We start from the raw sequence: 23,469 nt of genomic DNA, 5'->3' as shown, positions 1-23,469 counted from the left end.
CGTGAAACTCTCCATTAGCAACATTGGCAGGGCTGCTCATGCACCCCTTTGTTTTGACCTCGCCGAATCTGTCGGCAGAGGTAGCTTGCCGCCCACCGGAGCTCCTCCTGTGAGGCCCGGTGGGCAGGTTCTTGCGGCGCGGCCTCAGTTAAGCCCGCGCACTTCGATTTCCACCCGGCGGTTGGGCTCCAGGCATTTGATCAGTTGTGCCCGCGGCTGCTGCATGTCGCAGTTGACCAGCGGCTTGCGGCTGCCTTCCCCCTGGGCCACCACCAGTTCGGCGGCCACACCCTTGCCGACCAGGTAAGTACGAATGGTCTGCGCCCGCTGCTTCGAGACCTGCAGGTTGCCCTGGCTGTCGCCGAGCTGGTCGGCGTGGCCGGAGATCACGATCTTGCCGATGTTGGGGGTGTTCAGCAGTTTGCTGGCGATCGCGCTCAGCTGGTTCTGGCCCTCGTTTCTCAGGCTCTGGAAATCGGCCCGGCCAAAGGCGAACAGGGTGTCGGATTCCAAAGTGATGGTCTCGATAGCGCGCAGCGACTGTGCCCGTAGGCTGTCGATGTAGTTGCGCGAGCTCGACATCAGGAAGGCGTTGTCGAGGATGCGCGGCACGTCCGGCTCACGGATCTGGTCGCTGTAGAAGGTGATCTGGCGGCTGGCGTAGAGGTAATCCTGGTTGCCGTCGGTTTCGCTGCCGGCCACTGCCAGGCTCTTGCCGGTGTGGCGGGCGATGGCCGGGTACCAGTAGTCCGGCAGGTGGGACTTGAGGAAGGCTGGGTCGGCCTTTTCGCGCTGGGCCGGCGAGAGCATCACGTAGGTATCCAGGGTCGCCTTGCCGAAGTCGGCAATCGACTGGGCCCGGTTGTCATCGGGCAAGGCTTTCGCCTCGACGCTGTCGACGCCGCTCACCGGTTGCAGCTCGCGGGTGTTGCGCTGGTACACCTTGAGTGTGGTCAGCAGGTACAGGGTGCGGGTCAGGTTGTCGGCGGTGGGCTTTAGCATCACATGCTGCAACGTGGCGAAGTAGCGGCTGCGCAGCAGCGGCTCCACCGCGTGACCCTGGTAGAGGCCCAGGCGCATGCTTAACGGTACGCCCTGATGGTGATGCTGCTCATGGTAGTGCTGGGTCCAGAAACGCAGGCGATCGAGGCTGCGCCAGGCGGTGTACTGGCCGCTGGTGGTCTTGTCCTGCGCCTTGGCCTGGGCCAGTTCGCTGGTGATGCTGGCCAAGGTGGCGCGGTTGTTCAGGTACGACCAGCCCCACAGGCTGCACAGCACCAGGCCCGCTAGGCCTGCGGCGGCGACCCAGGTGGCCTTGCGCCGACGTTCGCGCTGGTTGCTGGTGTACAGCGCCACCAGGTGCTGGTCGGGAATGATCACCTTGCGGAACAGGCTGTTGATGAACAGCGGCGCGGGCTGGCTACCCGCGCTGGCGGCATCTGCGTCATGTTCCAGGCCAAAGCGTTCGGCCACGTGCTGGCCGTGGCTGCCCCACTGGGCCTCGTCGGCTTGCAGCGCGGCGGTGAAGTAGAAGCCGCGCAGCAGTTCGGCGTGCTGGTATGGGTTGGCCCGCAGCAGGCTGTCGACGAATTGCTGCAAGCGCGGCTTGAGCGCGGCCAGCTCCAGCGGGAAGCGGTAGGCGGCGTCGTTCTGCCGGGTCAGCTGGATGTCCTGCTGCACCAACTGCTGGCTGGCCACTTGCTGCCAATAGCCGGTCAGCTCGTCCATCGCCTTGCCGAAGCGCTGGCCCCAGTCGGCCTGCTGGTAATCCTTGTGCGAGAAGGTCTTGCCCATCACCTCGCCGCGTGCGGTGTCGTCCAACTGGCGGTAGAACGGGGTGAAGCCGGGGATCAGGTCGCACTTGGTGAACACCAGGTAGATCGGCAGGCGCACTTCCAACAGGGTGCAGCTTTCCTGGATGCGTTCACGCAGGCGCTTGGCCACCCGTTCCTGGTCCTCGGCCGAGCCGTGCAGGATGTCGGCGATGCTCACGCCGACGATCAGGCCGTTGAGTGGCCGGCGCTGGCGGTGCTGGCGCAGCAGTTGCAGGAAACCACGCCACTTGCCGGCTTCTTCCGGGCTGTTCATGTAGCGCCCGGCGGTGTCCAGCAGCACGGCTTCGGAGCTGAAGAACCAGTCGCAGTTGCGCGTGCCGCCCAGGCCCGCCACCCGCACGCCTTCGCGCTCGGCGTAGGGGAAATTCAGCCCCGACTGCAGGATCATGGTGCTCTTGCCAGCGGCTGGCTGGCCGATCACCAGGTACCAGGGCAGGGCATACAGCGCATCGTTGGCCGAGGCGCCACGCGGCTTGTTGCTGTGCAGACGTTCCAGGCTCTGCAACAGGCGTTCGCGCAGCAGGCTGACTTCTTCCCGGTCGGCGGGGGAGGCATTGAGCACCGCCTGGTCGGCGTCGTCGCGTAGCAGCCCTTCGAGGTTGTGGTGTTGGCTTGCACCGCGGTACAGCAGCAGTACGTAGCCCGCCGACAGCAGCAGGAACACGCCGATACCGGCCAACAGGCTTCGTAGCGAAGCGAAGCCCAGGGCTCGGCCCACGGCCCAGACCAGGAAGATCGTCAGGAAGAACGCCACACCCAGCAGGTAGGGTTGGTAGCGCAGGCAGTAGTACTTGATCTTGTTCATACAGGCGTCGCATCCAGCGCATCGACGAACTGGTCGATGATGTGTTCAAGGGGGCGGTCGTGGTCGTGCAGGCGCCGCGCCGAAGGCATCGGCCCCAGCAGTTCCAGGTGCTGGGGCGCTTCGGCGCTGCCACTGAGCAGGGGGTAGGCACTGCGCGTGTGGCGCGACGGGAAGCAATACAGCCGCGGGTGCATGAAGTCGTCGGCCAGCAGGCTCACCGCTGGCACGCCGGGCTGCCCGCTCATGCGCGTAAGCCAGGTCAGCCAGAGGTCGGCCGTGGGGTTTTTCAGGCCGCGCTCGGCCGGCAGGGGCAGCTCGATGCCACCGTCGAAGTCACCGTGCAGCGAAGGCCAGGCCGCCTGCAGCCGCGCCAGCGCGGCGTTGCCATCGAAGCCCGGCCACGAGCCTTGGAGGGCGCGGGCGATGTCGGCAAAGCTGTAATCGTGCAAGAACTTGGCATGCACCCGACGGAACAGGTGCAGATCCTGCGTTTGCAGTGGGCGCAGGGCCTTGACCCGTTCGAACAGGCTAGCGCGTTCGGCGCCCAGTACCGCCTGGTGCAGCAACGGCTTGATCTGTGCGCTGAACAGCTCCCCCAGGGTGAACGGGTTGGCCATTGCCGCGCCGTCCTCGCCCTTGAGCAGCTGGAAGATGAAGAACGGATAGCGCCGTTGGCTGGCATCGCGCGAGCTGAGCAGGCCGCCCAGCAGCCCGTTGCCGTTGCGCGCGCGGTAGTTGAAGAAACACATCGGTAATGCGTCGAATAGCGCCTGCCAGTCGTCGCGGTGGCGCATGGCCGCCAGCGAAGACTGCAGCCAGGCATCGAACTCGCACACTTCCTCCGCCGCGCCATGCAGGCTGACGAAGTCCGCGCTCGACGGCAGCTTGCCGAAGCAACCGATCATCGCGCGCCCCTGTCGTTGAGCGCGCTCAGCGCCTTGACGTCACCCAGGTCGGTTAGCTTGACCCCACCAAAGTTGCGCACTATCAGGCTCACCCGGCCATTGGCGGTGTCCCAGCTGAAGCGCTGCTGGATGCCGTCGAGGTCCTCGACCCGGGCGCTGTCGTTCATGCGCAGCAGGCCCCAGCGCCCCGGGAAGTCGAACACCGTGACCCGCGCGCCGCTCAAGGTGACCACGTCCAGGCGTGCGCCTGGCGCGTTGCTGCTACCTGGCCAGGCGAAGCGGTTCCAGCTGCTACGACCATTGCGGTAGTGCTGTTCCTGGCCATCGAGGGTGAACACGATGTCGGTGAACGTGGCCGAGGGCTCCAGCATGATCTCGAAGCCATTGTCGCGGTCCGACAGGCTGGCGATCACCTGGCCCACGGAGCTGGCCTTGTCGATGCTGTTGAGCATGCCCGGGTTGACCAGCGCCGGCCCTTTGCCGTCGCCCGCGCCGAGCCCTTCGCCGCCGGCCAGGTTGCCGATTTCGTTGCGCTTGAAGGCCGGCAGCAGGCCGCTATTGGGTTCGACGAAGCGCTGAAGGTCTTTGACCGAGGCTTCGTTGCGGCTGTTGCCGGCGATCGGGTAGCGATGCGCCATGACCTGCTCCCAGGGCTTGGCGATCTGCTGCGCCCAGGCCTTGGCGATTTGCTGCCCGGCAGGGTCGCGCAACGTGGCCCAGGCGTACTGGATCGGCAGGCTGAAAAGCTCCTGCAGCGAGCGCGACAGGCCGTCCTGACTGGTGTCGACGCTGCTTTCCACGTAGTTGCGCACGGTGGTCACTTCGCTCGGCTGTCCTTCCAGGGTTTCGCTGATCAGCAGCTTGCTGCTCTTACCCACATCCTGCGAGCGCTGGATGTTGTTCATGCGCACCTTGAGCTTGCGCAGCGCCGCCAGGTAACGGTCCATGATGGTGCTGTCGGCGCCTTCGGCGTTGTTCTCGGCGAACACCCGCGCCACCGGCTCGAAGCGCTTGGCCAGGCTGCCGTCGTCGACCGTCGGCAGGGCCGGGGCGAGGTTTGCTGGCAGCGCGTCCTGGTCGTCCAACAGGCCCGAAACCTTGCTCCAGAAGCCGTCCTTGCGGGCGACGCCCGGAACCGGCAGCTCACGCTCGCTCGGCAGGTCCCATTGGGTGTTGTCATTGATTGCCGCCAGCAGGTTCTTCACCGGCGAGTTCTGCACGTCGCTGAGCAGGCCCAATTGCTCGGTGGCCGAGGCCAGGTCGGCGAAGGGACGCACGCCGACGTTGCTGACCATCTTGTACCAGGCCTGGGTGTAGTCGCGCTTGTAGCGGGTCATGAACTCGCGGATGAAATTGGCTTTCTGCACGATGGCATCGCCGCCTTCACCGTCCAGCACCCAGTCCGATTCGTTGCGCAGGTTGCCTGATACCAGTTTGATCAGCTCAGGCTTGACGAAGGTGTCCCAACCCTGGCGGGTGTAGATCGCCGGTACCCCGGCGGAGCCGTACAGCAGCGCCCGGCCCGGTTGTGGCATCAGGTCGTTGAGGCTCAGGGCCGGGAACTGGCGGCTCGATTCGAGCTGCAAACGCAGGTATTCGCGGTCGACCAGGGAGCTTGAGATCATGAAGGCCTTGAGGTTCTGCCGGGTCTCACTGATCAACGGCTCGTTGCGCGGTAGCGACGGCGCCTGGCCTTGTTCGAGCAACTGCACGTACAGCGGTGCGTTTTCTTCGATCACACCCTCGGCCGGGACGTCTTCACCGGCCGCGCGGGCCCAGGCCTGGGGCAGGCTGGCGGCGACGAAGGCTGGGTCCGGGTGGGCCTGCGGTTCGGTCAGCAGCAGGTACAGCTTGAGGGTGTTGTAGGCCTCGATGATCGACGCCACCTGCTGCTCGTCCAGGCGCCCGAGCATTTCCTCGGACAACGACAGGCCACCGGTGGTGGCGGACAGCTCGGCAGCGTCGCTGGTGCTGGCCAGGTTGACCTTGGCCGCATACCCACCGGCGCGGGTAGTGTCCAGCGCGGCCTTGGCGGCAACGGTCGGCGCCAGCGGCTTGGCATTGCGCTTCTTCGGTGCCGGCGCCGGGGTGAATTCCAGTGACTGGTTGATGCCGTTGGCGAAGGTGTTGAAGGCGCGCATCTGCACCTGCAAGTTGCGCGCAATCGGCTCTAGCGCCTGGCTGCGCAGTTGCGCCAGGTAGGCGCTACGGGTCACCTGGTGGATCGCCTCGCCGTGGTACAGGCCGGCCCCCAGCGACAGTGGTACGCCCTGCAGGCGATGAGCCTCGACGGTAGCCATCTGCTCGCGCAGCACTTGCAAGCCTTTGCCTGTGGCCAGAAGCTGCTCGCGGTCGTCGGCCTGCTCGATCTGCGCCAGTTGCCCGCGCAGGCTGTCCAGCCACTGCCGGTTGTTGGCGAATGAAAGCGCCTGCCAGCCGATGAACAGCACCCCGGTGGCGGCGGCCAGGCCAAGCAGCAGCGGGCTGAACGCAGACTGGCGGCCCAGGCGCGACTGGTACAGGGCCAGGTCGCGGTCAGGGAAGATCACCCGGCGGAAGGTATCGGTGATGAAGTAGCTGCGGTTGCCCACGGCCTTGCCGCTGCCCTGGGCACCCTCGGCATAGGCGTCTTGCAGGGCGAACTCGTCGGCGATGACGTCCTCGTAGACCTGCCCCAGGTGCTGGTCGGTCTGCAACGCGCTGGTGAAGTACAGGCCGCGCAGCAGCAGTGGGGCGGCGCCGCCTTGGCGCAGGGTGAAGTGTTCGAGGAACTGTTCGAGCACGCCACCGAGGGCAGCGAAGTACTGCGGGAAGTTCAGCAGGGTGCTGCCGGCTTCGGCCCCCAGGGCGATCACCTGCGCATCGACGTGCTGGCGGACATGCGCCTGCAGGTTCCTCAAGCGCGCCTGCAACACCGTGTGCAGGCCATTGTTGCGGATCTCCGCCAGGCCGAAGGTCATGCCCAGTGGTTGCTGGCGTTGGTGCAAGTCGAGACCGTCGAAGGCCTGGTCGAAGCCCGGCAGCTGGTCGGTCTTGCTCAGCATCAGGTACACCGGCGGGTTGGCGTCCAGGCACTCGGCATACTCGGCCACCCGCGCCGCCAGCTGGGCGGCCAGGGCATTACGCTCATCGCTATTGGCCGCCAGCAGCTCGGGCAGGCTGACCACCAGCACCAGGCCGTTGATCGCCGCCTTGCCGCGCTGCTTGCGCAGCATGCGCAGGAAGGCCGAGAACTCGCTGGCCGACTGGTCGTCGCGCAGGTAGCGGCCAGCGGTGTCGATCATTACCGCGTCGGGGCTGAAGTACCAGTCGCAGTGCTGGGTGCCGCTATCGGTATCGTTACCCGTGGCGATGCTGGCCGACAGGCCCGAGTGGGTCAGCAGCGAGGTCTTGCCGGCCGCCGACATGCCCAGCACCAGGTACCAGGGCAGGTCGGACAGCGCCGCCTTGCCGCCGCCGCCGGCGGAACGGTCGGTGCGCAGCATGGCGATAGCGTGCTTGAGGCGCTCGCGCAGCACCTGCTGGTCGCGGAACTCGCCGGTGGCATTCCACGAGCGGTCGACCTCGATCTGCAGCAGGTTCTCCAGGTTGTGCTCGGCGCGAATGCGCTGGTACTGGCGCAGCACGATCGCCAGCAGGAAACAGGCGCTGACGATCGCCAGCGCTTCGGGCAGGTGCCGCTGCAGCCACGGCAGCTGCGCTGCGGCCAACCAGCAGATCAACAGGCTCGCCAGCCACAGCAGTGGCAGGAGAATCCAGAAACTCTTCAACAGGCGCAGTAATGTCTTCATGTCTTCCTGACTCGGCTACCTGGGTTGTGCTCAGGCACTGAACAACTGGCGGACTTGTTCGGCAAGGGCGGCGACGTCCTTGTCCAGCAACCAGTCGAGCGTGAGGTACACGGCGACGCAGGCCAGAGCGATCAGCGCCAGGTACACCCACAGTGGCACTTCGTGGCGCAGCATCTGCGACACTTGGTCAGGCAGCGCCCAGTCCGGTGAAAGCGCCTTGGGCGCCTTGCGGTAGCGGGCGATATCCTGGCCCAGGCTGTTGGCCAGGTAGCGCAGTTGGTCCTTCGAACCGATGCTGAACTTGCCCTCGAAGCCCAGGGCCAGGCACAGGTGATACACCTCCAGCACATCGATGTGCTGCCTGACGTCCGCGCGCAGCACCTCGATCTTTTCGAAGAAGCCTTCGCCGGCCAGGTGCACGCCGAAGTAGCGGAACTGCAGCGGTTGCAGTTCAAAGTGCCGACGCAGCTCGCTGTCCTTGGCGCGCAGCACGCTTTCGTCGAGGAACGCGCACAGGGCGTACTGGATGTCCTTGACCTGCTCGACGCTGTAGTTGGCGGCGCGGGCTTCGCGCTCCAGGTTGGCGAAGAAACGCTCGACGCGGGCCTCGAAGGTCTGCACCGAAGTGACTGGGCGACCACGGCGCACGATCAGCGCCATGCTGATGAAGTCCTGGACCAGGTCCTTGAGCGTCGGTTTTTCACTGGTGGGCGCGACGGCACCCTGTTGCAGTACGGCTTCGGTCATTTGAGCACCGCCATCAGTTCAAGCTTGAGGTTGGTAAAGGCACTGGGCGCGTAGAAGCAGATGGTCTGCGCCTCCATCATTCGCTCATACACATGGCCGTGGGGCTCGATGGCGAAGTACTGGTTGTCCAGGCGCACCGGAATCGCGTTGGGCAGCCGCGCGGCGTGGTTGAGGGTGACGCCGGGCATGGCGCTGTTGACCACCACCTCGATGTCTTCCGGCGAGCCGACCTTGAAGGCCCGTGGCACCAGCTCCAGCAGGCTGGCACCGGGCATGTCGGCGTGTACCGCGATATAGAAGTCGGCCTCGGTCAGGCGCGGGTCGCGCAGTTGGCCCTGCCAGTACGATGGCTTGGTCTGGCTCAGGTTGATGACGATGCACTGGTTCGGCACGACATTGTCGAGCATCACCCGGATCATCTCGTCGAGCTTGACCAGCGACGCGGCCGGGTCGTGGTGGTCGTACTCGGGGAGGTCGCTGAGCTGGCTGTCGAGGGTGAAGGTCAGCAGGCCGCCGGCCAGGTCGGCGAGGAACAGGTACAGACGCTCCGGGTGCAGGCGCGGGTGGGCCAGCAGGTGGGCCAGCTGCGGGTGGGCGCGGTTGACCGTGTTCAGCAGCCAGAACAGGGTGACGTCGCTGGAGCCGAATTCGGCGATCTGGTCGGCGCGCTCGCGGCGTCTACCAGACAGCGCCTTGCTCTTGGCCTGCAAAGCGCCAAGCAGACGTTTGCCGATGCCAGCCAGGGTGTCGTGGTTGCCCAGGTGCAGGGTCGGGTGGACGAAATGCGGGTCGAGGTTGAAACCGCCCATGCTGTTGCGCGTGAGCTTGGCCAGCGGGCAATGGCTGTAGCCGTCGAGGCTGTCGCCGTCGACCAGCAGCACCACGTTCAGGCGCAGGCTGGTGATCTCGTTCTCCAGCTCGCCTTCGTTGAGGTCGGGCAGGGTGTCGAACTGCTTGCGAAAGCGACGCGCGGCCTGGTGCACCTGGCCATCTTCCACGTAGTTGAGGCCGAACGGTTCGGGCAGCTTGAGGGCTGCGTAGACCTTCAGGTCATTGGCCTTGAGCAGCTCCTTGAGGTCACGTGCGGCCGGCAGCGGGTCGTGCTGCGGCGCGTCGTACACACTGCCATCGGGAAACACCAGCTTCAGGCGTTTGAGCTGCAGCGAGCCGTTGGCCAGGGCGTCCTCGTCCACTTGCAGGGTCTGCACGCCCCAATGGAACGGGCTGCTACGCAGCGTCGCTTCGGCCAGCTGGTGTTGGTGGAACTCATCCTGATACTGAAAGTGCTGGGGCAGCAGGAACATGCCTTCGGACCACATCACCCGGCTCTGCTTACTCATTTGACGCTTTCCACTAAAGAGTTGAAGGTTGAATCCACGGCGTTGCGGGCCGACTGGCTGGCCATCTCGCCGGCCTTGTCGAGCGCCGCGTCCTGCAGCTTGTCGGCCAGAGACGGGGCGGCTTGCTCGGCTTTTTTCGCCGCTGCCAGTTGCTCGGCAGTAGGCGGTTTGTTCAGGATGTCGACGCCGCGCATGGCGCTGATTTCGGTCTTGTCCACCAGCACCCGCAGGCCATTGGAGGAGAACCAGATGCCGTCCTTGCGCAGCGACTCGGCGTCGAAAGCGACTTTCCAGCGCGCCCCCTGTTCATCGCGGAAGAACGCCGCCACGCCGACGTAGCGCGCGCTTTTGGCCAGTGGCCACTGGTCGATCTGTCCGATACCGGGCAGCAAGGTGATCTCGCGGGCTTCCACCAGGGTGTTGCCCAGGGCTTTTTCCGGGGTGACCCACAAGGTCTCGGCATCGCTGACGGAGAAGCGTTCGAGGTCGGTCAACTGGTACACGCGCATCACCACCGACAGCGGCTTGCCCTCGGCATCGGGGTTGAGCTGGTTGCCACCGTCGGAGGTCAGGATGACCTTCTCGCTGTCGGCCAGCATGTCAGCCGCCCAGCTGTCCTCCATGCGCTTGCCGATGCGGTCGGTGACCCCGCAGCCGGCCAGGGCCAGCAACAGGGCGGCTGCGGTCAGGCGTTTGAAGGCGGTCGGTATGTGAAGCATGGCGGCTTACCTCTATTCAGGCCAGGCGATAGGCGAAATCGCCATCGCTGCCCAGCTCGATGGTCAGGCGTTCGATGGGCGCGTCCTGGGCCATGCGCTCGAGCACGTGCTGGGCGAGCTCGGGCATCAGGGTCTGGGACAGGATGTTGTCGATGTTGCGTGCACCGCTGTCGACCTCGGTGCAACGCGCGGCGATGGCCTTGACCAACGCCTGGTCGTAGCTGAGTTCGGCCTGGTGGTTACGGGCGAAGCGCTTGGCAATGCGGCCGAGCTTGAGGCCGACGATGCGCTCTAGGATCTGGTCCTGTACCGGGTAGAACGGCACGATGCTCAGGCGGCCGAGGAAGGCCGGCTTGAACACCCGGTTGAGCTCCTGGCGCAGACCGTCGACGATCGCCTCGGGGGTGGGCAGCTCGGTGGTGTTCAGGCAGGTCTGCATGATGTGCTCGGTGCCGGTGTTGGAGGTGAGGATGATCACCGTGTTGCGGAAGTTGATCTCGCGGCCTTCGCCGTCGTCGAGCACGCCCTTGTCGAACACCTGGAAGAACAGTTCGAGCACGTCGGGGTGGGCCTTTTCCACCTCGTCGAGCAGCACCACGCTGTAGGGTTTGCGGCGCACCGCCTCGGTCAGCACGCCGCCTTCGCCGTAGCCGACATAGCCGGGTGGCGAGCCCTTGAGGCTCGACACGGTGTGCGCCTCCTGGTACTCGGACATGTTGATGGTGATCAGGTTGCGCTCGCCGCCGTACAGGGTGTCGGCCAGGGCCAGGGCCGTCTCGGTCTTGCCCACGCCGCTCGGGCCGAGCAGCAGGAACACGCCGATCGGCTTGTTCGGGTCTTCCATGCGTGCGCGGGAAATCTTGATGCGCTTGCCGATCTCGTGCAGGGCGTGGTCCTGGCCCAGCACCCGCTCAGCGAGCAGGGCCGGCAGGCGCTGCACGGTGTCGATCTCGTCACGCAGCATTTTGCCCAATGGGATGCCGGTCCAGCCGCTGATGACTTGTGCGATAGCGCCACTGTCGACCAGTGCGTGCACCAGTGGCTGGTCGCCTTGCACCTGGGCCAACTCGGCGCGCAGGGCGTTGAGTTGTGCGGCATCGGCGTCGCTGGCGGCATCCAGCGCCTTGAGCTGTTCGACCAGCGCCAGCTCCTGCTGCCACTGCTCGTTCAACTGTTGTTCTTGCCGTTGTTCGGCCTGCAACGCGGCTTGCAGCTCGCCCAGGCGGCGAGCATGGTCGTGACCCTTGCCGGCTTCATCGCCGAGCACGGCGATTTCCGCCTCGAGGTTGTCGATCTGTCGGCGGATGTCTTCCAGTGCACCGGGCTGCGACGACTGCGCCAGGGCGATACGCGCGCAGGCGGTGTCGAGCACGCTGACCGCCTTGTCGGGCAACTGGCGGCCAGTGATGTAGCGGTTGGACAAGCGCACCGCCTGCACCAACGCTTCGTCCATCACCGCGACCTTGTGGTGTTCACGCATCTTGCCGAGCAGGCCGCGCAGCATGTGGATGGCCTTGTCCTCGTCCGGCTCGTCGACCTTGACCACCTGGAAGCGGCGGGCGAGGGCGGCGTCCTTCTCGAAGTACTTCTTGTATTCGGCCCAGGTCGTGGCGGCGATGGTGCGCAGCTCGCCACGGGCCAGGGCTGGCTTGAGCAGGTTGGCGGCATCGTTCTGCCCGGCCTGGCCACCGGAGCCGATCAGGGTGTGGGCTTCGTCGATGAACAGGATGATCGGGTGCAGGCTGCGCTTGACCTCCTCGATCACCGCCTTGAGGCGGTTCTCGAACTCGCCCTTGACCCCGGCGCCGGCTTGCAGCAGGCCCAGGTCGAGGGTGTGCAGGGCAACGTCCTTGAGCACGGCTGGTACGTCGCCCTGGGCGATGCGCAGGGCGAGGCCTTCGACCACGGCCGTTTTGCCCACGCCGGCTTCACCGGTGAGAATCGGGTTGTTCTGCCGGCGACGGGTGAGGATGTCGACCATTTGCCGTACTTCGAATTCACGGCCCAGCACCGGGTCGATGCGGCCTTCGCGAGCGCTTTGGGTGAGGTTGACGGTGTACTGGTCCAGCGCTGGGGTCTTGCCGCCGACGTTGGCGTTGCCCGCTAGCGGTGCGGCCGGGCTGGCCAGGTCACTGGCCTGTTTCGCCTCGGCGCTGCCTTCGACCAGCGCGGCGAGGTTCAGGCGCAGGTCGTCGGCGTTGATCTTCTCAAGCTCCGGCGCCGAGGCGATCACCACCCGGCGCAATTGGGCGTCGTCGAGCAGCGCCTGTAGCAGGTGGCCGCTGCGCACCTGGCCTACGCCATACTCGATCGAGGCCAGTAACCAGGCCTGCTCGATCATGCGGGTGATGTGCGGCGACAACGCCGGGGTGCGGGTGTTGCCTTTCTTGAAGGTGCCCAGGGCGGTGAGCAGCTGCGCTTGCAGGCGCTCGGCGACCACGTCGTAGTGGCGCAGGATCGGCGCCAGGTCGCTGTCGCTGTTGTCGAGCAGTTGCAGCAGCAGGTGCTCCACCTCGACGTCGTAGTGGTGCTGCGACAGGCACAGGGCCGCTGCGCTTTCAGTGGCCGTGCGGCTGGTTTCGTTGAGCTTGGCGAACAGCGACTTCAGGTTCACAAGGCGACCCCATCGTAAGGAATGTTGAAGACGGCGCAACGCGAAGGCTCCACGTCACGGCCAGGGCGTTTGAGCCAGCCCAGCCAGCCCAGGGCGAGATTGCCGCTGCGGCCCAGCTGGGCGACGGGTACTGCCTCGCGCTTGAGGCGCGGGGCGATGTTGAAATCCAGCTCGGCACCTATATAGAAGCGCACCAGCTCGACCAGCTTGCGATAGCACGGGGTGCCCGGCTGGAAACGCTGGTAGTCGGCCAGGCTCAGTGGGCCCAGTTCGATGCGAATGCTCGACTGGTAGTCCCAGACCCGGTTGCCGGCCACGGCGCTGTGGCCGAGTTGGGCATTGCGGCGTCCGAGCTGGGTACATTGTTCGGGCTGCAGGTGCAGCCAGCGCCCGGAAAACTGGCGGACCTTGATCGGCAGCGAAAAATAGAAGCCCAGCATCACTTCGAGGTTTAGCGCGTTGCGCGGCTTCTGGCTGAGCAGCCCGGCGAAGTAGCTGAATAGGTCCCGACGCAGCACTGAAGGTTTTTCCTCGAACTTCAGCTGCTGCGCGCGCGGGCCCAGGCCGACCAGGTTGAGCAGGTAGCCATCGAACCCCGAGGTGCCGTTGCGCTCGTGCTCGATATGGAATTTGTACTTCTGCCAGGCCTCGTAGAACAGCGTGGTCATGCGGTGCGAGAAGATGTCGAGAAACGCATGGGCGGCATCGTCGCGGTATTGCACGTGGCGTTCGAGCAGCAGCTCGGTGTAGGGGCGCGGAAGCACCCCCGAGGGCCCGACCAGGCCCATGAAGGTGACCTGCACCTCCGACAACGGCAGGCCTGCTGGCGACACCTTGCCCTCGCGCTCGAAGTGCAGGTCGCTGACTTCGCTGGCTGGAAATGCCAGCGACAGCTGGCTGCGAAAACGCAGCGGGTCTTCGTGCGGCCGGGTAGCCAGGTCGATGCGCCCGGTGCGGCTGTAATGCAGGCGGAGCAGGCGCACCAATTGAAAGAATTCGAATCGGTGCGGCTCGGCTCGGGCTTGTTCGATCAGGCCAGGGGCTGATCGCCAGTACGTGCTGGCCATTGGACGACTCTCTTTTCTCGTTGTTGGGTGCGCAGGGTCAGTTGGGTGAAGCTGTTCATCGAGCAGTACTGGCCGAAGAAGTGGTCCAGCACCATGCCGAACAGGAACACGCCGCTGCCGGTGAACTGGCTCTCGTCCAGGGTCAGGGTGATGCCGACGCCGCGCACGAAGTTCGGCCGCGGGTGGCCGATGCGCGCCACCACCGGCTCACTGCTGATGGCCTTGATGCCGTTGATCTGTTTGCGAATCGCCGAGACGTTGCGGTAGTTGTACAGCGACAGCAGTTCGAGCAGCACTTCGCGGCCCTGGCTGACCAGCGACAGGTGGTTCAGCGACAGGTGCGCGATCAGCCGCCAGATCAGGCCCTTGCCCAGCGGCACGCGCACCGTGGCGGTGGGTTTGCGCAGGCAGCGGATGGCCTTGATCACCGAGTTGGCCGGAATGTTGAAAACCCCTTGCTCGCCGCCGAATGGCAGCATCAGCGGCACGTCGCGGTTGCTGCAGGTGAGGGCGATGCTGAGGGTGTCGCTGCTGGCGTCGATCAACTCCAGATCCCGGTCGACCACGCGGATGCTCATGGCAGTGGCATCACCCTGGTTACGCCGGCGGGCGATCCAGAAGCTGGTGTGCGGGTCTTGTTCGCCACGCGGCTCGAAGAACGGTTGGCAGGTGGAGACCTGGTCGATGCCGCCCAGCTTGCGCACCCGCCGCACGCGGTCGATCGACACCACTTCGGCGGCGTTGTGCAGCCGGGTATCGGGGATGACCGGGTATTCGTGCTGGGTGTGGGTCAGCTTGATCGGCTCGGCCTGCTGGCGGAACAGGTTGATGATCGGCGTGCAGTTGAGCTTGAAGTTGTTGCGCCCGATGTTCTGGGTCAGCCGCGCCAGGCGCTCGCTGAGGTCGTAGTCGCTGAAGTAGAAGTTGATCTCGACTTGGTCGATGGCCTTGCCCTGAAGAATGCGGGCGAAACCGCCGAGGTCGAAGAACATGAATTTGTCGGGGAAGGTGAAGTATTCGTGCAGCAGGCGATAGCCGAGGAACGAGCGCTCGGAATAGTCCACCAAGCCCTCGTTGCGGGCATAGCCCACGGCCTTCAGGGCATCGGCCGGCAGGCTCACTTCACGGGTGCGGCCTTGGTCCTGGAAACTCAATGTCGCCTTGGCCAGGTTGTTGAACAGCAGCTCGTACAGCTGCAGCATCAAGGTCGCCTCGCCGTCGAGGAAGAAGCGCAAGCGTTCGATGTCGAGCTGGCCGAACAACGCATCCCCGGTGGTTTCCAGGCGGATGCGCAGGCGCGCCACCAGGTCGGCGCTGTGGCCGTTGAACGCCGAGCGCTCCATTTCGGCAAATGATGCTTGTTGCACGGCAACCGGCCACAGCTCCACCGGGTAGCAGGTGCGGAACTTGCACACCACGCCGTCGACGGCGTTGGCATGCAGTTCGGTGTGACGGGCCACGCGATAGGCTTCGGTGACCTTCTCCTGCTTGCCCAGGCTCAGCTCGGCGATCGACATCGACGGCGTCGGGCGCAGGTAGTGTGGGTACAGCACCTCGAGGAAGGATTCGACGATTTCCGGAAACTCGTCATCGAGCTTCTTGTGCACCCGCGCCGACAGGAACGAGAACGCCTCGATCAGGCGCTCGGTGTGCGGGTCTTCGCAGTTGTCGCCCTCGATCAGCAATCGCGAGGCGATCTTCGGGTACTGCGCGGCAAACTCCTGGCCGAGAAAGCGCAGGTGCGACAGTTCCTTTTCGTAGTAGGGCAGCAGTTCGTCGAGCATCAGTTGAGGTTCTGCACTTTGTATTCCTGGGTGTTGACCTGCAGCACGGCGTCGAACGACACCTGGCGGCTGATGTCCTGCAGACGCAGCACGGCGTCCACCCGGAAGGTCAACATGCGGTGGCCGTTCTGCTGGGCCAGCAGCTGCACACGGACCCGGCGAAAACGCCGGTCACCGGTACTGATCGCCCGCTCCAGCTGTTGCTGGATCAGCCGGCGATCCTGGGGGTCGAGCACACTGCGGCTGATGAAGTCGGGCATGCCGTATTCGAGGATCGAACCACCGAGTTGGCTGAAGTCGGCGAGCGCCTCGGCGACCAGGGACTGGCGGGTGTTCACCAGTACCTCGAGGTCGCGGACGATGCTCGCCTTGTAGTCGGCCAGGGAACAGGTGCGCTGCACGGCCGGCTCGGCCGACTGGTACGGACGGTCGTCCAGCAGTCGGTCGAGCAGCGAGGGCAGCAGGCGGGCCTGGTTACTCATGTGTCATCCTTGTACACAACGTTGGAGTCAGCCGCGGGCGCCTTGTGGCAGTTCGGCGACCAGACGCAGCGAGGCGGTCAGTTCGTCGAGCTGGTAATGCGGGCGCAGGTAGGTCACAGCCTTGTACACGCCTGGCTTGCCAGGCACCTCGAACACCTCGGCGCGGGCTTCGCGCAGCGGGAACTTGGCCTTGGCCTCCTGGCTGGCGGTGTCGTCGAGCAGCACATAGCTGGCCAGCCACTGGTTGAGGAAACGCTCCACATCCATGCGCGAGGCGAAGCTGCCGATCTTGTCGCGCATGATCGCCTTCATATAGTGGGCGATGCGCGAGGTGGCGAAGATGTACTGCAGCTGCGCCGACAGGCGTGCGTTGGCGTTGGCGATGTCGGTGTTGTACTGCTTCTGCTTCTGCGCCGACTGGGTGCCGAAGAACGCGGCGTAGTCGGTGCCCTTGCAATGCACCAGGGGGATGAACCCCAGGTCCGACAGCTCTTTCTCACGGCGGTCGGTAATGGCGATTTCGGTCGGGCACTTGAGGGCGATTTCGCCGTCGTCGGTCTTGAAGGTGTGGGTTGGCAGGCCTTCGACCAGGCCGCCACCTTCGACGCCACGGATCGCCACGCACCAGCCGTAGCGGGCGAAGGCGTCGGTGACGCGGGTGCCAAGGGCGTAGGCGGCGTTCATCCACAGGTACTTGTTGTGGTCGCGGCCGTCGACGCTTTCGACGAAGTTGAATTCTTCCACCGGGGCGGTATCGGGGCCGTATGGCAGGCGACCCAGTACGTGTGGCAGGGTCAGGCCGACATAGCGCGAGTCTTCCGAAGCGCGGAACGACTTCCACTTGGCGTACTCGACGGTGTCGAAAATCTTCGCCAAATCGCGCGGGCCGGACATGTCGGTGAACGAGTCCCAGCCGAACAGCTCGGGCGAGGCGGCCGAAATGAACGGCGCGTGGGCTGCGGCGGCCACGTGCGAGATTTCTTCGAGCAGGTACATGTCTTCGGGGTGGCGATTGAACTCGTAGTCACCGATCAGCATGCCGAACGGCGCGCCACCGAACGTGCCGTACTCCTCTTCGTAGACCTTCTTGAACAGCGCGCTCTGGTCGAACTCGCTGGCGGCCTTGAGGTCGCGCACCAGGTCCTTCTTCGAGGCGTTGAGCAAGTGGATTTTCAGCGTGGTGCTAGTTTCGGTCTGGTCGACCTGGTACTTCAAGCCGCGCCAGGAGGCTTCCAGCTGCTGGAACTCACGGGCGTGCATGATCTCGTTCATCTGCTCGGAGAGCATCGAATCGATTTCGGCGATGCGCGCGTCGAGCACGGCGATCAGGTCCTTGCTCGGGGTCATCTCGCCTTCGAGCACCTGGTTCACCAGCTCGCCGATCAGGTCGCGGGTCCGGTTGCGCTCGGTGTCGGAACGGGCCACGCGGCTTTGCGAAATGATGCTGTCGAGCAGCGAGGCCTGGGGGGCGAAGTTTTCCACTTCGACCAGGTCGGCTTGCTGTTGTGGCAGTGCTTGCTTGTCGGTCATCGTCTGGCTCCTGCTTACGCTTTGCCGTCGGTGGCGGGGACGGCGGCCTCGCGACCGAATTCCTTGCCCAGGGTTTTCAATTTCTCGGTGTTCTGCAGCACGTCCATCAGCAGCTCTTCGAGCTTGTCGTTGCCGCCCATCTTGTTGCGCAGGTCGGCCAGCTTGTTGCGCACTTCCAGCAGCTTGCGCAGCGGCTCGACCTGCTTGACCACGTTCTGCGGCTCGAAGTCTTCGAGGCTGTTGAAGTTCAGCTCGACGCCCAGCTGAGTGCCGTTCTTGGCCAGGGTGTTATCGACGCGGTAGGTCAGGCGCGGCTTGATGCCCTTGAGCACGCCGTTGAAGTTGTCGCGGTCGATGAACACGAACTTGCGGTCCTTGAGCTTGGGCAGCGGCTCCAGCGGGTTGCCGGAGAAGTCGCCCAGCACGCCGACGACGAAGGGCAGCTCCTTCTTCTCGATGGCATCGCCGATGTCCACGTCGTAGGTGATATGGACCCGAGGCGCGCGGATGCGGTCGAGTTTGTGCTGGGTGCTTTCCTTCTTCGCCATCGTGTTCTCCAGTGCGTGCAATTCGCTGCGAATCATTGCGCGGCCCGATGCCGGGCCCTGCGCGTTACAGACCTTCGATCAACGCCAACAGGCGCTGACGGATTTCGTCGTTCATTTCCAGGATGCTGTCGCGGCCCACCAGCTCTTCGAAACTGGTGTTGCCGGCAATTTGCGTGCTGCTCCGAATGACCGAGTCGTCGGGCAGTGCCGAGCGCACCGGCGAGCTGATGACGCAAAACGGCAGGTCGCCCAGGCCCTTGAGGCGCTCGAAGCTCAGGCCAAAGCGCAGACCTTCGAACAGCCGGCCCAGGCCAGGCGCTTTGCTCAGGCAGTAGAACAGCACCAGGTAATGCACCACGAAGCGGTACAGCTCGGCGCTGCTGCGGTTGGGGTCGTTGATGACGCTGCGAAAGCGCGCCAGCTCGAAACCTTGGAAGCCCACCACCCAGCGCACTGGGCTGGTGACGCGAATCACCTGGCCGCTCGGGGCGAGGGTTTTGTCGTACTCCAGGGGGAACAGTTCGGGGGTGGTGCTGATGAGGTTGAGCGGCACTTCCAGCTCGCTGACCAGCTGGAACGGCGCGGCCGAGCCGATGCGCTCGTAGAGTTCGATAAGCGACTGGAAGTGGCCTTGGGTTTCGCGGCCACTGCTGCGCTGGGCGCCTTGCAGGTATTCACCGAACAGGGTCTGCGGACGGATCAATGGGGCCACGGTGGCGAGGTAATCGGCCGCCTGCGCCTTCAGCGCATCGGCGATCGCCCGCGTTTGCGCACGCAGCTTGATCAGTGCTTCGACATCGAATGTCTGTGTCATCGATACATCGTCCATGAGCCTTTTGAATCGTCCTGTTCCACTACGGCGTCTTGAGTGCTGGCACATGAATATCGAGTTGCCAGCAATGCCGAGTAGGGCACCTTGCCATGGAAGAAGTTCCGGCGAGGGGCGCGATTTTTTCCCGTGTTTGTGCAGCGATGCAATGATGGCGCGATGCTATTGTTTGTGGCTTTGGTGCGCGAAAAATGGGCGCAAGAGCCCTAAAGCGTGGGGATCAGAGTTTTAGGAGGGGCGAAAAAATGGGGGCAAAAAGTTTTTTTCAAAAAGTGAACCGGGTCGCATTTTCGGGTGGGAGCTGGGTGTTGTCGTTATCGACTTTGATGATGGCAATGCGACGGAATGCGTCGCACGGATGGTGGGGCAGGGCGATTAGATGCACGCGTTTGGATGGGTGAAAATTGCTGGACAGAGGTTTGTGGTCACGCAAAAACCAGACACGCGTGCATGAAAGAGGCAGTGCAACTGAGACTGTCTTGGCCACCAACGAATCAAGACCCACTGGGTAGTTGAATTTTTAGCCCCCTTGCGCAACCTCTTATTGAGAGCTGAAGAGGGAGAAATCCATACCCCCATGGAGGCCAGAGACATACCTGGTTATCGTCACTTGCCGGAAACCCATTTGCAGGACGACCGCATCCTCAGCGAGCTACTTGCCAACTTTTACATGGCATTGATCGATGGAGAAAAATGGAGTTCCTTTGAAAAATTTCAAGCCAAAAATAAAAAGCCTGATTAAAAATTCAGTCGCAAACTTTTGTAAAACAGCCGAAAGCGCCCTTGAACGCTTTACCGACAACAAGCCCTCACCCGCCTCCGACAAATGGAACGCCATGACACCTACATCACCCCTCGGCTACGTGCAAAAAGCGATCGATCTCACAGCTCAGCGCTACGAAACCTGCCCAACCCACCCGTTCTACGGAATGCTGCTCAATCAGCTCGACTATGTGAAAGCCGTGTTTGAAGGGCGGGAAAAGGACAAATCGAAACTCCACCGCCTCAGCATAGGTGCTATTGCGTCGAAGGAATTCGAGGAGAATGATCCAGCGCTGGCCAGGGCCCTCAAAGATGCGTATTACGTGACCATTCAGTCGGCAAGGTGTTGAGCATAATCTTGGCATCGGAGTTTTCATTTTCAAGCGCCTCAAGGTTTTCACGGAGCGCTTTAGCAGTGACCTTCAGGTTGTGCGTGTTCATTTTTATGCCCCAGCGATCAGTAGTGCTGATTATCTTTTCTTGTAGCATCTGAAACGCTTTCGAGCTTCTCCCGTCGATGAGCTTTATGTAGAACGCAACGTACCGCTCTTCAAAGTCACGGTAAGCTGCTGTATAGGCCCTACAAGCGTAACTTTTCTCTAGAAGGCGGTACCGCGATTCGTCCCTGGTTTGATGATCAACAGTTCATCCAGTTCTCTGTTGCGGCATTTGATGACAAACGCAAGTGCTGCGTCGGAATCATCCAGAAATAGTTGGAATATCTCAGTGTCAATCGCATAGTACTCTTCGTAATCAACCATGCCATTGCTCACAGGGAAGGACACGTAATACTGTCTGGTGTCTTCTTCGATGCCGATGGAGAACATGTGCTGTCGACTGAAAAACAGGTCTTTGAATTTCATTATGCGCCTCAGAGCAGGGGGGTAGAATAGCTCTATAGAAACTGCGCCGGCATCGATGCCATCATCAGGTACAGCCGTAATGTAGATTTTCCCGCCATCTCACTCACTGTTCGGCTTTTCGTTCATGCTCTCCTTTAGTCGGCGCAGGGTAGGAGACTCGCCCCCGGTCAGCTCGATGCGAAACTCGGCGAAGGCGTGCTCGAGATCGGCATACTGCTGCAGCCCTGCTTCGGTGAACAGGTAGCGCCCAGGGATATCGCGCCACTCCACCGGTGTGCGGATCCGCTGCTGTTCTGCCGCATACAACAAAGGATTCAGCGCTGTACTCAACTTCATGGCGGCGGGGTCGCATGACTTTAGTCGGTCAATGATGACGCGAAGTGCTATCGATTTCTGCCGGAGTGCGTAAATGTCCATCGTGGCACAACCTGCTGGGTGAATGGTCTGTAGCTTTCGTTAGTGGCTCGAACTCGATGCTCGATGTGGGCTGGTCGAACGTCGGCAATCAATCGGGCAGTTGAATCTTGAGACCACGAGCCGACTGGATGGCTACGTAATAGGCGTCTTTCAGTGCTCTGGCCAACTCGGGGTCATTTTCTTCGAATTCTTTCGAGGCAATGGCACCGATACTGAGTTGGTGGAGTTTCGATTTATCTTGCTCGCGCCCTTCGAACACGGCTTTTACATAGTCGAGTTGGTTGAGTAGCATCCCATAGATGGGATTAACGGGGCAGGCCTTGTTCCGCTGCGCGGTGATATCGATAGCCTTCTGTACATAGCCGAGGGGGGTTGTGGGTTTCATAATGTACCTGGTGTTATCAGTTTGAAGAGCTCGCGTTGGCCAGAGGTCATCTGCCGAGCACCGCCAATGGCGTTATAGGGTTGGGAAGGAACGGACCAGGTATCCAGTACCGGTGCCGAGGTGCTCCTCAGCAGCGTGACCTTCTCAGTGCTCTGGTAGACGTTCACGATCTTGGGCACGATGGTTTCGGTTTTGTAGATTTGTCCAAGCGGGTTGATCCCCAGTTGCCCTGGCACCACGTCTGGGGTAGGAGAGTACCACATGCCTTGCCGGCCGCCGGGCACCTGGAATTGCCAAAGTGTCTTGCCCCGGTTGATTGTTTCCGTGAAGACAGGTTGAGTGAAGTCCAAGCCGTTCATGTAACCTTCGTAATCGGCAGGCTTGTAGCCCTGCGACTTGAAGAAGTTGACAGCTGTTTCCTGGTTGCCTCGTATATTGATGTCCTGTGCCAAATTACCCGTTCGACCGAACTTCTTGTTCAGATACTCTCTACGGGAAATTTCCGTCAAGCCTGGCTTATCCGGTGCTTGGGCAATGGGCGGTCGATCGGACAGTGGTCGTAATGGCTCCGGTTGCGCTTGCGCACGAGAGATCGGTGTGACTTCTCTAAGCTGCAAATCTGGCTGCGCCAACAACTTCTGCTCGTTCTTCGCCAACCAGGCCGCCAGTTGCTTGTTGGAAATTTCAGCCTGCAAGCGAGCACTACGCGTGGCAATGTTTTCCATACTGCTCATCACCCCAGCCTTCATCTGCCCCCGCGTCAGGTAGGTGACAATGGCCGTCAGCAAAAGCAACACCAACTGCTCTTGTCCGCGGGCCAACTGACGCGCTGCGCGCTCGACTCGATCTTGAGCTTGCGCCGCAGAGCCGCCGCTTGGGTCCAGCCCGGCAGGCTTTAGGCCATCTTCGGCGAACCAGGCTGTGGCCATGCCTTGCTGCAAGGTCGCCAGGCAAGCCGGCAGGCCTTGGTAGAAGTATTCGGCAATGCAAGCAAGGCCCAGGCCCATGAGGATCAGATTGCCCACCTGCAGGCCGATACCGGCACCCGCCACCGCTCCGGGGGCCGCGCCGACGCCGAAGGCGAACGCGCCGGCCACACCGCCTGCCAGCGAACCGACCGCCACGCTGCCACCGAGGATCATCGACACTTCCTTGACCAGTTGCAGCAGCACCGGAAGGATCTGTTCGATGCCGATCGACGACCACTTACGCTTGAGGTTGTCCTGGATGATCGGATACGACAGTGCCATGGCATGGCGGACGTTGTCGATGCGCTGGCCGCCGAGGTAGCCGTAGGCCTGGGTGGCACCATTGCTTACCCGTCGGCTGAAACCGTTCCAGGCTTCGTGGGCGCTATTCAGGCCACTGTCGACGCTCTGGTTGAGGTCGCTGAATTTCTGCTCGAGGTTGCGCTCGATGTCTCCCCAGCTGGGGATGTTGGGTAAAAGATCCATTTTCGCTTCACTGTCCATGTCGGTAAGCGGCACTTCGATGCGAGCGCAGCATGGCGCGTCAGACCTTGGCGCGCGCGAGAAAATCCTTACGGGGTGTTTATTGTTCCCATGGAGACTCGGCACAGCAATGATGGCAATTAGGCATTGCCAGAGTATCCATACCGATTCCGGCAATAGGAAGTGCCAGTACTAGACGCGTTCCTGATGGCCAAAGGCCGCAATCTGGAAAGCTCAGAAAAGTGAGCCAGTGCACGTTATGAAACAATTTCTTCTTTTATGCGCTCGAGGGAGTAGGTGGCCATTTGACGTGATCGGTGCACTTGAGCGAGCACTTGTCTTGCACAGCTGAAAATGCCTCTAGGATGGGTGTTAGGAATAAGCAAGGAGCTGCCTGGCCGGTGCGATAAAGTGATCGAATGATGGCAATTTAACACTGCTTATTTTCACCGTATACCGCGCCTATCCTGGGCTACAGCCGGTTGACAGGGAAACTTTTGCCGGTGTCTCCTTTGGGCCGTTCTGCCTGCCTGGGAATCTTGAATGTGAACCAGGTCGCATTAAATTCCGTGCGTGATGGCACTTTTCGTCATGC

The 23,469-nt window shown here is 62.7% G+C and carries 18 protein-coding genes; 1 reads left to right on the top strand and 17 read right to left on the bottom strand.

The annotated features are described in order from the left end of the window. Positions 1-144 precede the first annotated feature (144 nt). The 13 genes from tssM to ACQKPE_RS00220 all read right to left on the bottom strand — a co-directional run bounded on the left by tssM (position 145) and on the right by ACQKPE_RS00220 (position 18,981). A complete protein-coding gene (gene tssM / locus ACQKPE_RS00280) occupies positions 145-2,640 on the bottom strand; it encodes a type VI secretion system membrane subunit TssM (protein ID WP_427662778.1) in 2,496 nt (831 codons plus the stop codon). Next, a complete protein-coding gene (gene tagF / locus ACQKPE_RS00275; RefSeq protein WP_427662777.1) occupies positions 2,637-3,545 on the bottom strand; it encodes a type VI secretion system-associated protein TagF in 909 nt (302 codons plus the stop codon). The genes tssM and tagF overlap by 4 nt, the downstream gene beginning before the upstream one ends. Continuing rightward, a complete protein-coding gene (locus tag ACQKPE_RS00270; RefSeq protein WP_427662776.1) occupies positions 3,542-7,336 on the bottom strand; it encodes a type VI secretion protein IcmF/TssM N-terminal domain-containing protein in 3,795 nt (1,264 codons plus the stop codon). Before ACQKPE_RS00270 ends, tagF begins: the two co-directional genes overlap by 4 nt. A gap of 30 nt (positions 7,337-7,366) precedes the next feature. Next, positions 7,367-8,083 carry a type IVB secretion system protein IcmH/DotU gene (gene icmH / locus ACQKPE_RS00265; protein ID WP_427662775.1) on the bottom strand — a complete coding sequence of 239 codons (717 nt, stop codon included), beginning with the start codon at positions 8,081-8,083 and terminating at the stop codon, positions 7,367-7,369. Next, positions 8,080-9,423 (bottom strand): type VI secretion system baseplate subunit TssK, encoded by a 1,344-nt coding sequence (tssK, locus tag ACQKPE_RS00260; RefSeq protein ID WP_427662774.1) that lies wholly within the window; start codon positions 9,421-9,423, stop codon positions 8,080-8,082. The genes icmH and tssK overlap by 4 nt, the downstream gene beginning before the upstream one ends. Further along, positions 9,420-10,142, bottom strand: a complete 723-nt coding sequence (tssJ, locus tag ACQKPE_RS00255) for a type VI secretion system lipoprotein TssJ (protein WP_427662773.1) — start codon at positions 10,140-10,142, stop codon at positions 9,420-9,422. The genes tssK and tssJ overlap by 4 nt, the downstream gene beginning before the upstream one ends. A 16-nt stretch (positions 10,143-10,158) precedes the next feature. Then, the gene (tssH, locus tag ACQKPE_RS00250; RefSeq protein ID WP_427662772.1) at positions 10,159-12,756 is read right to left on the bottom strand and encodes a type VI secretion system ATPase TssH; all 2,598 of its coding nucleotides are present in this window, start codon (positions 12,754-12,756) and stop codon (positions 10,159-10,161) included. Continuing rightward, positions 12,753-13,823 carry a type VI secretion system baseplate subunit TssG gene (gene tssG, locus ACQKPE_RS00245; protein WP_427662771.1) on the bottom strand — a complete coding sequence of 357 codons (1,071 nt, stop codon included), beginning with the start codon at positions 13,821-13,823 and terminating at the stop codon, positions 12,753-12,755. The genes tssH and tssG overlap by 4 nt, the downstream gene beginning before the upstream one ends. Continuing rightward, on the bottom strand, positions 13,787-15,607 hold the full coding sequence (gene tssF, locus ACQKPE_RS00240; protein WP_427662770.1) for a type VI secretion system baseplate subunit TssF: 1,821 nt from the start codon (positions 15,605-15,607) through the stop codon (positions 13,787-13,789). The genes tssG and tssF overlap by 37 nt, the downstream gene beginning before the upstream one ends. After that, positions 15,607-16,089 (bottom strand): type VI secretion system baseplate subunit TssE, encoded by a 483-nt coding sequence (gene tssE / locus ACQKPE_RS00235; RefSeq protein ID WP_427662769.1) that lies wholly within the window; start codon positions 16,087-16,089, stop codon positions 15,607-15,609. The genes tssF and tssE overlap by 1 nt, the downstream gene beginning before the upstream one ends. A 27-nt stretch (positions 16,090-16,116) precedes the next feature. Further along, positions 16,117-17,619, bottom strand: a complete 1,503-nt coding sequence (gene tssC / locus ACQKPE_RS00230) for a type VI secretion system contractile sheath large subunit (protein ID WP_427662768.1) — start codon at positions 17,617-17,619, stop codon at positions 16,117-16,119. A 14-nt stretch (positions 17,620-17,633) separates the two neighbouring features. Then, on the bottom strand, positions 17,634-18,167 hold the full coding sequence (gene tssB / locus ACQKPE_RS00225; protein ID WP_427662767.1) for a type VI secretion system contractile sheath small subunit: 534 nt from the start codon (positions 18,165-18,167) through the stop codon (positions 17,634-17,636). Between the two features lie 64 nt (positions 18,168-18,231). Next, positions 18,232-18,981 carry a hypothetical protein gene (locus tag ACQKPE_RS00220; protein ID WP_427662766.1) on the bottom strand — a complete coding sequence of 250 codons (750 nt, stop codon included), beginning with the start codon at positions 18,979-18,981 and terminating at the stop codon, positions 18,232-18,234. Positions 18,982-19,832: 851 nt separating this feature from the next. On the opposite strand from ACQKPE_RS00220, the gene ACQKPE_RS00215 reads away from it, so the two are divergent. Continuing rightward, complete coding sequence (locus ACQKPE_RS00215) at positions 19,833-20,108, top strand: immunity protein Tsi6 family protein (RefSeq protein ID WP_427662885.1); 276 nt, start codon at positions 19,833-19,835, stop codon at positions 20,106-20,108. Between the two features lie 249 nt (positions 20,109-20,357). On the opposite strand, the gene ACQKPE_RS00210 is transcribed toward ACQKPE_RS00215, so the two are convergent. The 4 genes from ACQKPE_RS00210 to ACQKPE_RS00195 form a co-directional block, all read right to left on the bottom strand. After that, positions 20,358-20,621, bottom strand: a complete 264-nt coding sequence (locus tag ACQKPE_RS00210; protein ID WP_427662765.1) for a hypothetical protein — start codon at positions 20,619-20,621, stop codon at positions 20,358-20,360. 99 nt (positions 20,622-20,720) lie between these two features. After that, a complete protein-coding gene (locus ACQKPE_RS00205; RefSeq protein ID WP_427662764.1) occupies positions 20,721-21,038 on the bottom strand; it encodes a hypothetical protein in 318 nt (105 codons plus the stop codon). A gap of 88 nt (positions 21,039-21,126) precedes the next feature. After that, entirely contained in the window at positions 21,127-21,423 is a 297-nt protein-coding gene (locus ACQKPE_RS00200) for an immunity protein Tsi6 family protein (RefSeq protein WP_427662763.1), read from the bottom strand. Next, the gene (locus tag ACQKPE_RS00195; RefSeq protein WP_427662884.1) at positions 21,420-22,877 is read right to left on the bottom strand and encodes a polymorphic toxin type 46 domain-containing protein; all 1,458 of its coding nucleotides are present in this window, start codon (positions 22,875-22,877) and stop codon (positions 21,420-21,422) included. Before ACQKPE_RS00195 ends, ACQKPE_RS00200 begins: the two co-directional genes overlap by 4 nt. Positions 22,878-23,469: the final 592 nt, after the last annotated feature.

The organism is Pseudomonas sp. NPDC089554 (genome assembly GCF_050280645.1).
Classification (GTDB): Bacteria; Pseudomonadota; Gammaproteobacteria; order Pseudomonadales; family Pseudomonadaceae; genus Aquipseudomonas.
The sequence above is the reverse complement of the archived record's forward strand: the minus strand, read 5'-3'. Positions and strand labels throughout refer to the sequence as shown.

Bases quoted from the DNA above. Each gene is read 5' to 3' on its own strand.
- tssM (WP_427662778.1), bottom strand. From the start codon at position 2,640: ATGAACAAGATCAAGTACTACTGCCTGCGCTACCAACCCTACCTGCTG.
- tagF (WP_427662777.1), bottom strand. From the start codon at position 3,545: ATGATCGGTTGCTTCGGCAAGCTGCCGTCGAGCGCGGACTTCGTCAGC.
- ACQKPE_RS00270 (WP_427662776.1), bottom strand. From the start codon at position 7,336: ATGAAGACATTACTGCGCCTGTTGAAGAGTTTCTGGATTCTCCTGCCA.
- icmH (WP_427662775.1), bottom strand. From the start codon at position 8,083: ATGACCGAAGCCGTACTGCAACAGGGTGCCGTCGCGCCCACCAGTGAA.
- tssK (WP_427662774.1), bottom strand. From the start codon at position 9,423: ATGAGTAAGCAGAGCCGGGTGATGTGGTCCGAAGGCATGTTCCTGCTG.
- tssJ (WP_427662773.1), bottom strand. From the start codon at position 10,142: ATGCTTCACATACCGACCGCCTTCAAACGCCTGACCGCAGCCGCCCTG.
- tssG (WP_427662771.1), bottom strand. From the start codon at position 13,823: ATGGCCAGCACGTACTGGCGATCAGCCCCTGGCCTGATCGAACAAGCC.
- tssF (WP_427662770.1), bottom strand. From the start codon at position 15,607: ATGCTCGACGAACTGCTGCCCTACTACGAAAAGGAACTGTCGCACCTG.
- tssE (WP_427662769.1), bottom strand. From the start codon at position 16,089: ATGAGTAACCAGGCCCGCCTGCTGCCCTCGCTGCTCGACCGACTGCTG.
- tssC (WP_427662768.1), bottom strand. From the start codon at position 17,619: ATGACCGACAAGCAAGCACTGCCACAACAGCAAGCCGACCTGGTCGAA.
- tssB (WP_427662767.1), bottom strand. From the start codon at position 18,167: ATGGCGAAGAAGGAAAGCACCCAGCACAAACTCGACCGCATCCGCGCG.
- ACQKPE_RS00220 (WP_427662766.1), bottom strand. From the start codon at position 18,981: ATGACACAGACATTCGATGTCGAAGCACTGATCAAGCTGCGTGCGCAA.
- ACQKPE_RS00215 (WP_427662885.1), top strand. From the start codon at position 19,833: ATGACACCTACATCACCCCTCGGCTACGTGCAAAAAGCGATCGATCTC.
- ACQKPE_RS00210 (WP_427662765.1), bottom strand. From the start codon at position 20,621: ATGAAATTCAAAGACCTGTTTTTCAGTCGACAGCACATGTTCTCCATC.
- ACQKPE_RS00205 (WP_427662764.1), bottom strand. From the start codon at position 21,038: ATGGACATTTACGCACTCCGGCAGAAATCGATAGCACTTCGCGTCATC.
- ACQKPE_RS00200 (WP_427662763.1), bottom strand. From the start codon at position 21,423: ATGAAACCCACAACCCCCCTCGGCTATGTACAGAAGGCTATCGATATC.
- ACQKPE_RS00195 (WP_427662884.1), bottom strand. From the start codon at position 22,877: ATGGATCTTTTACCCAACATCCCCAGCTGGGGAGACATCGAGCGCAAC.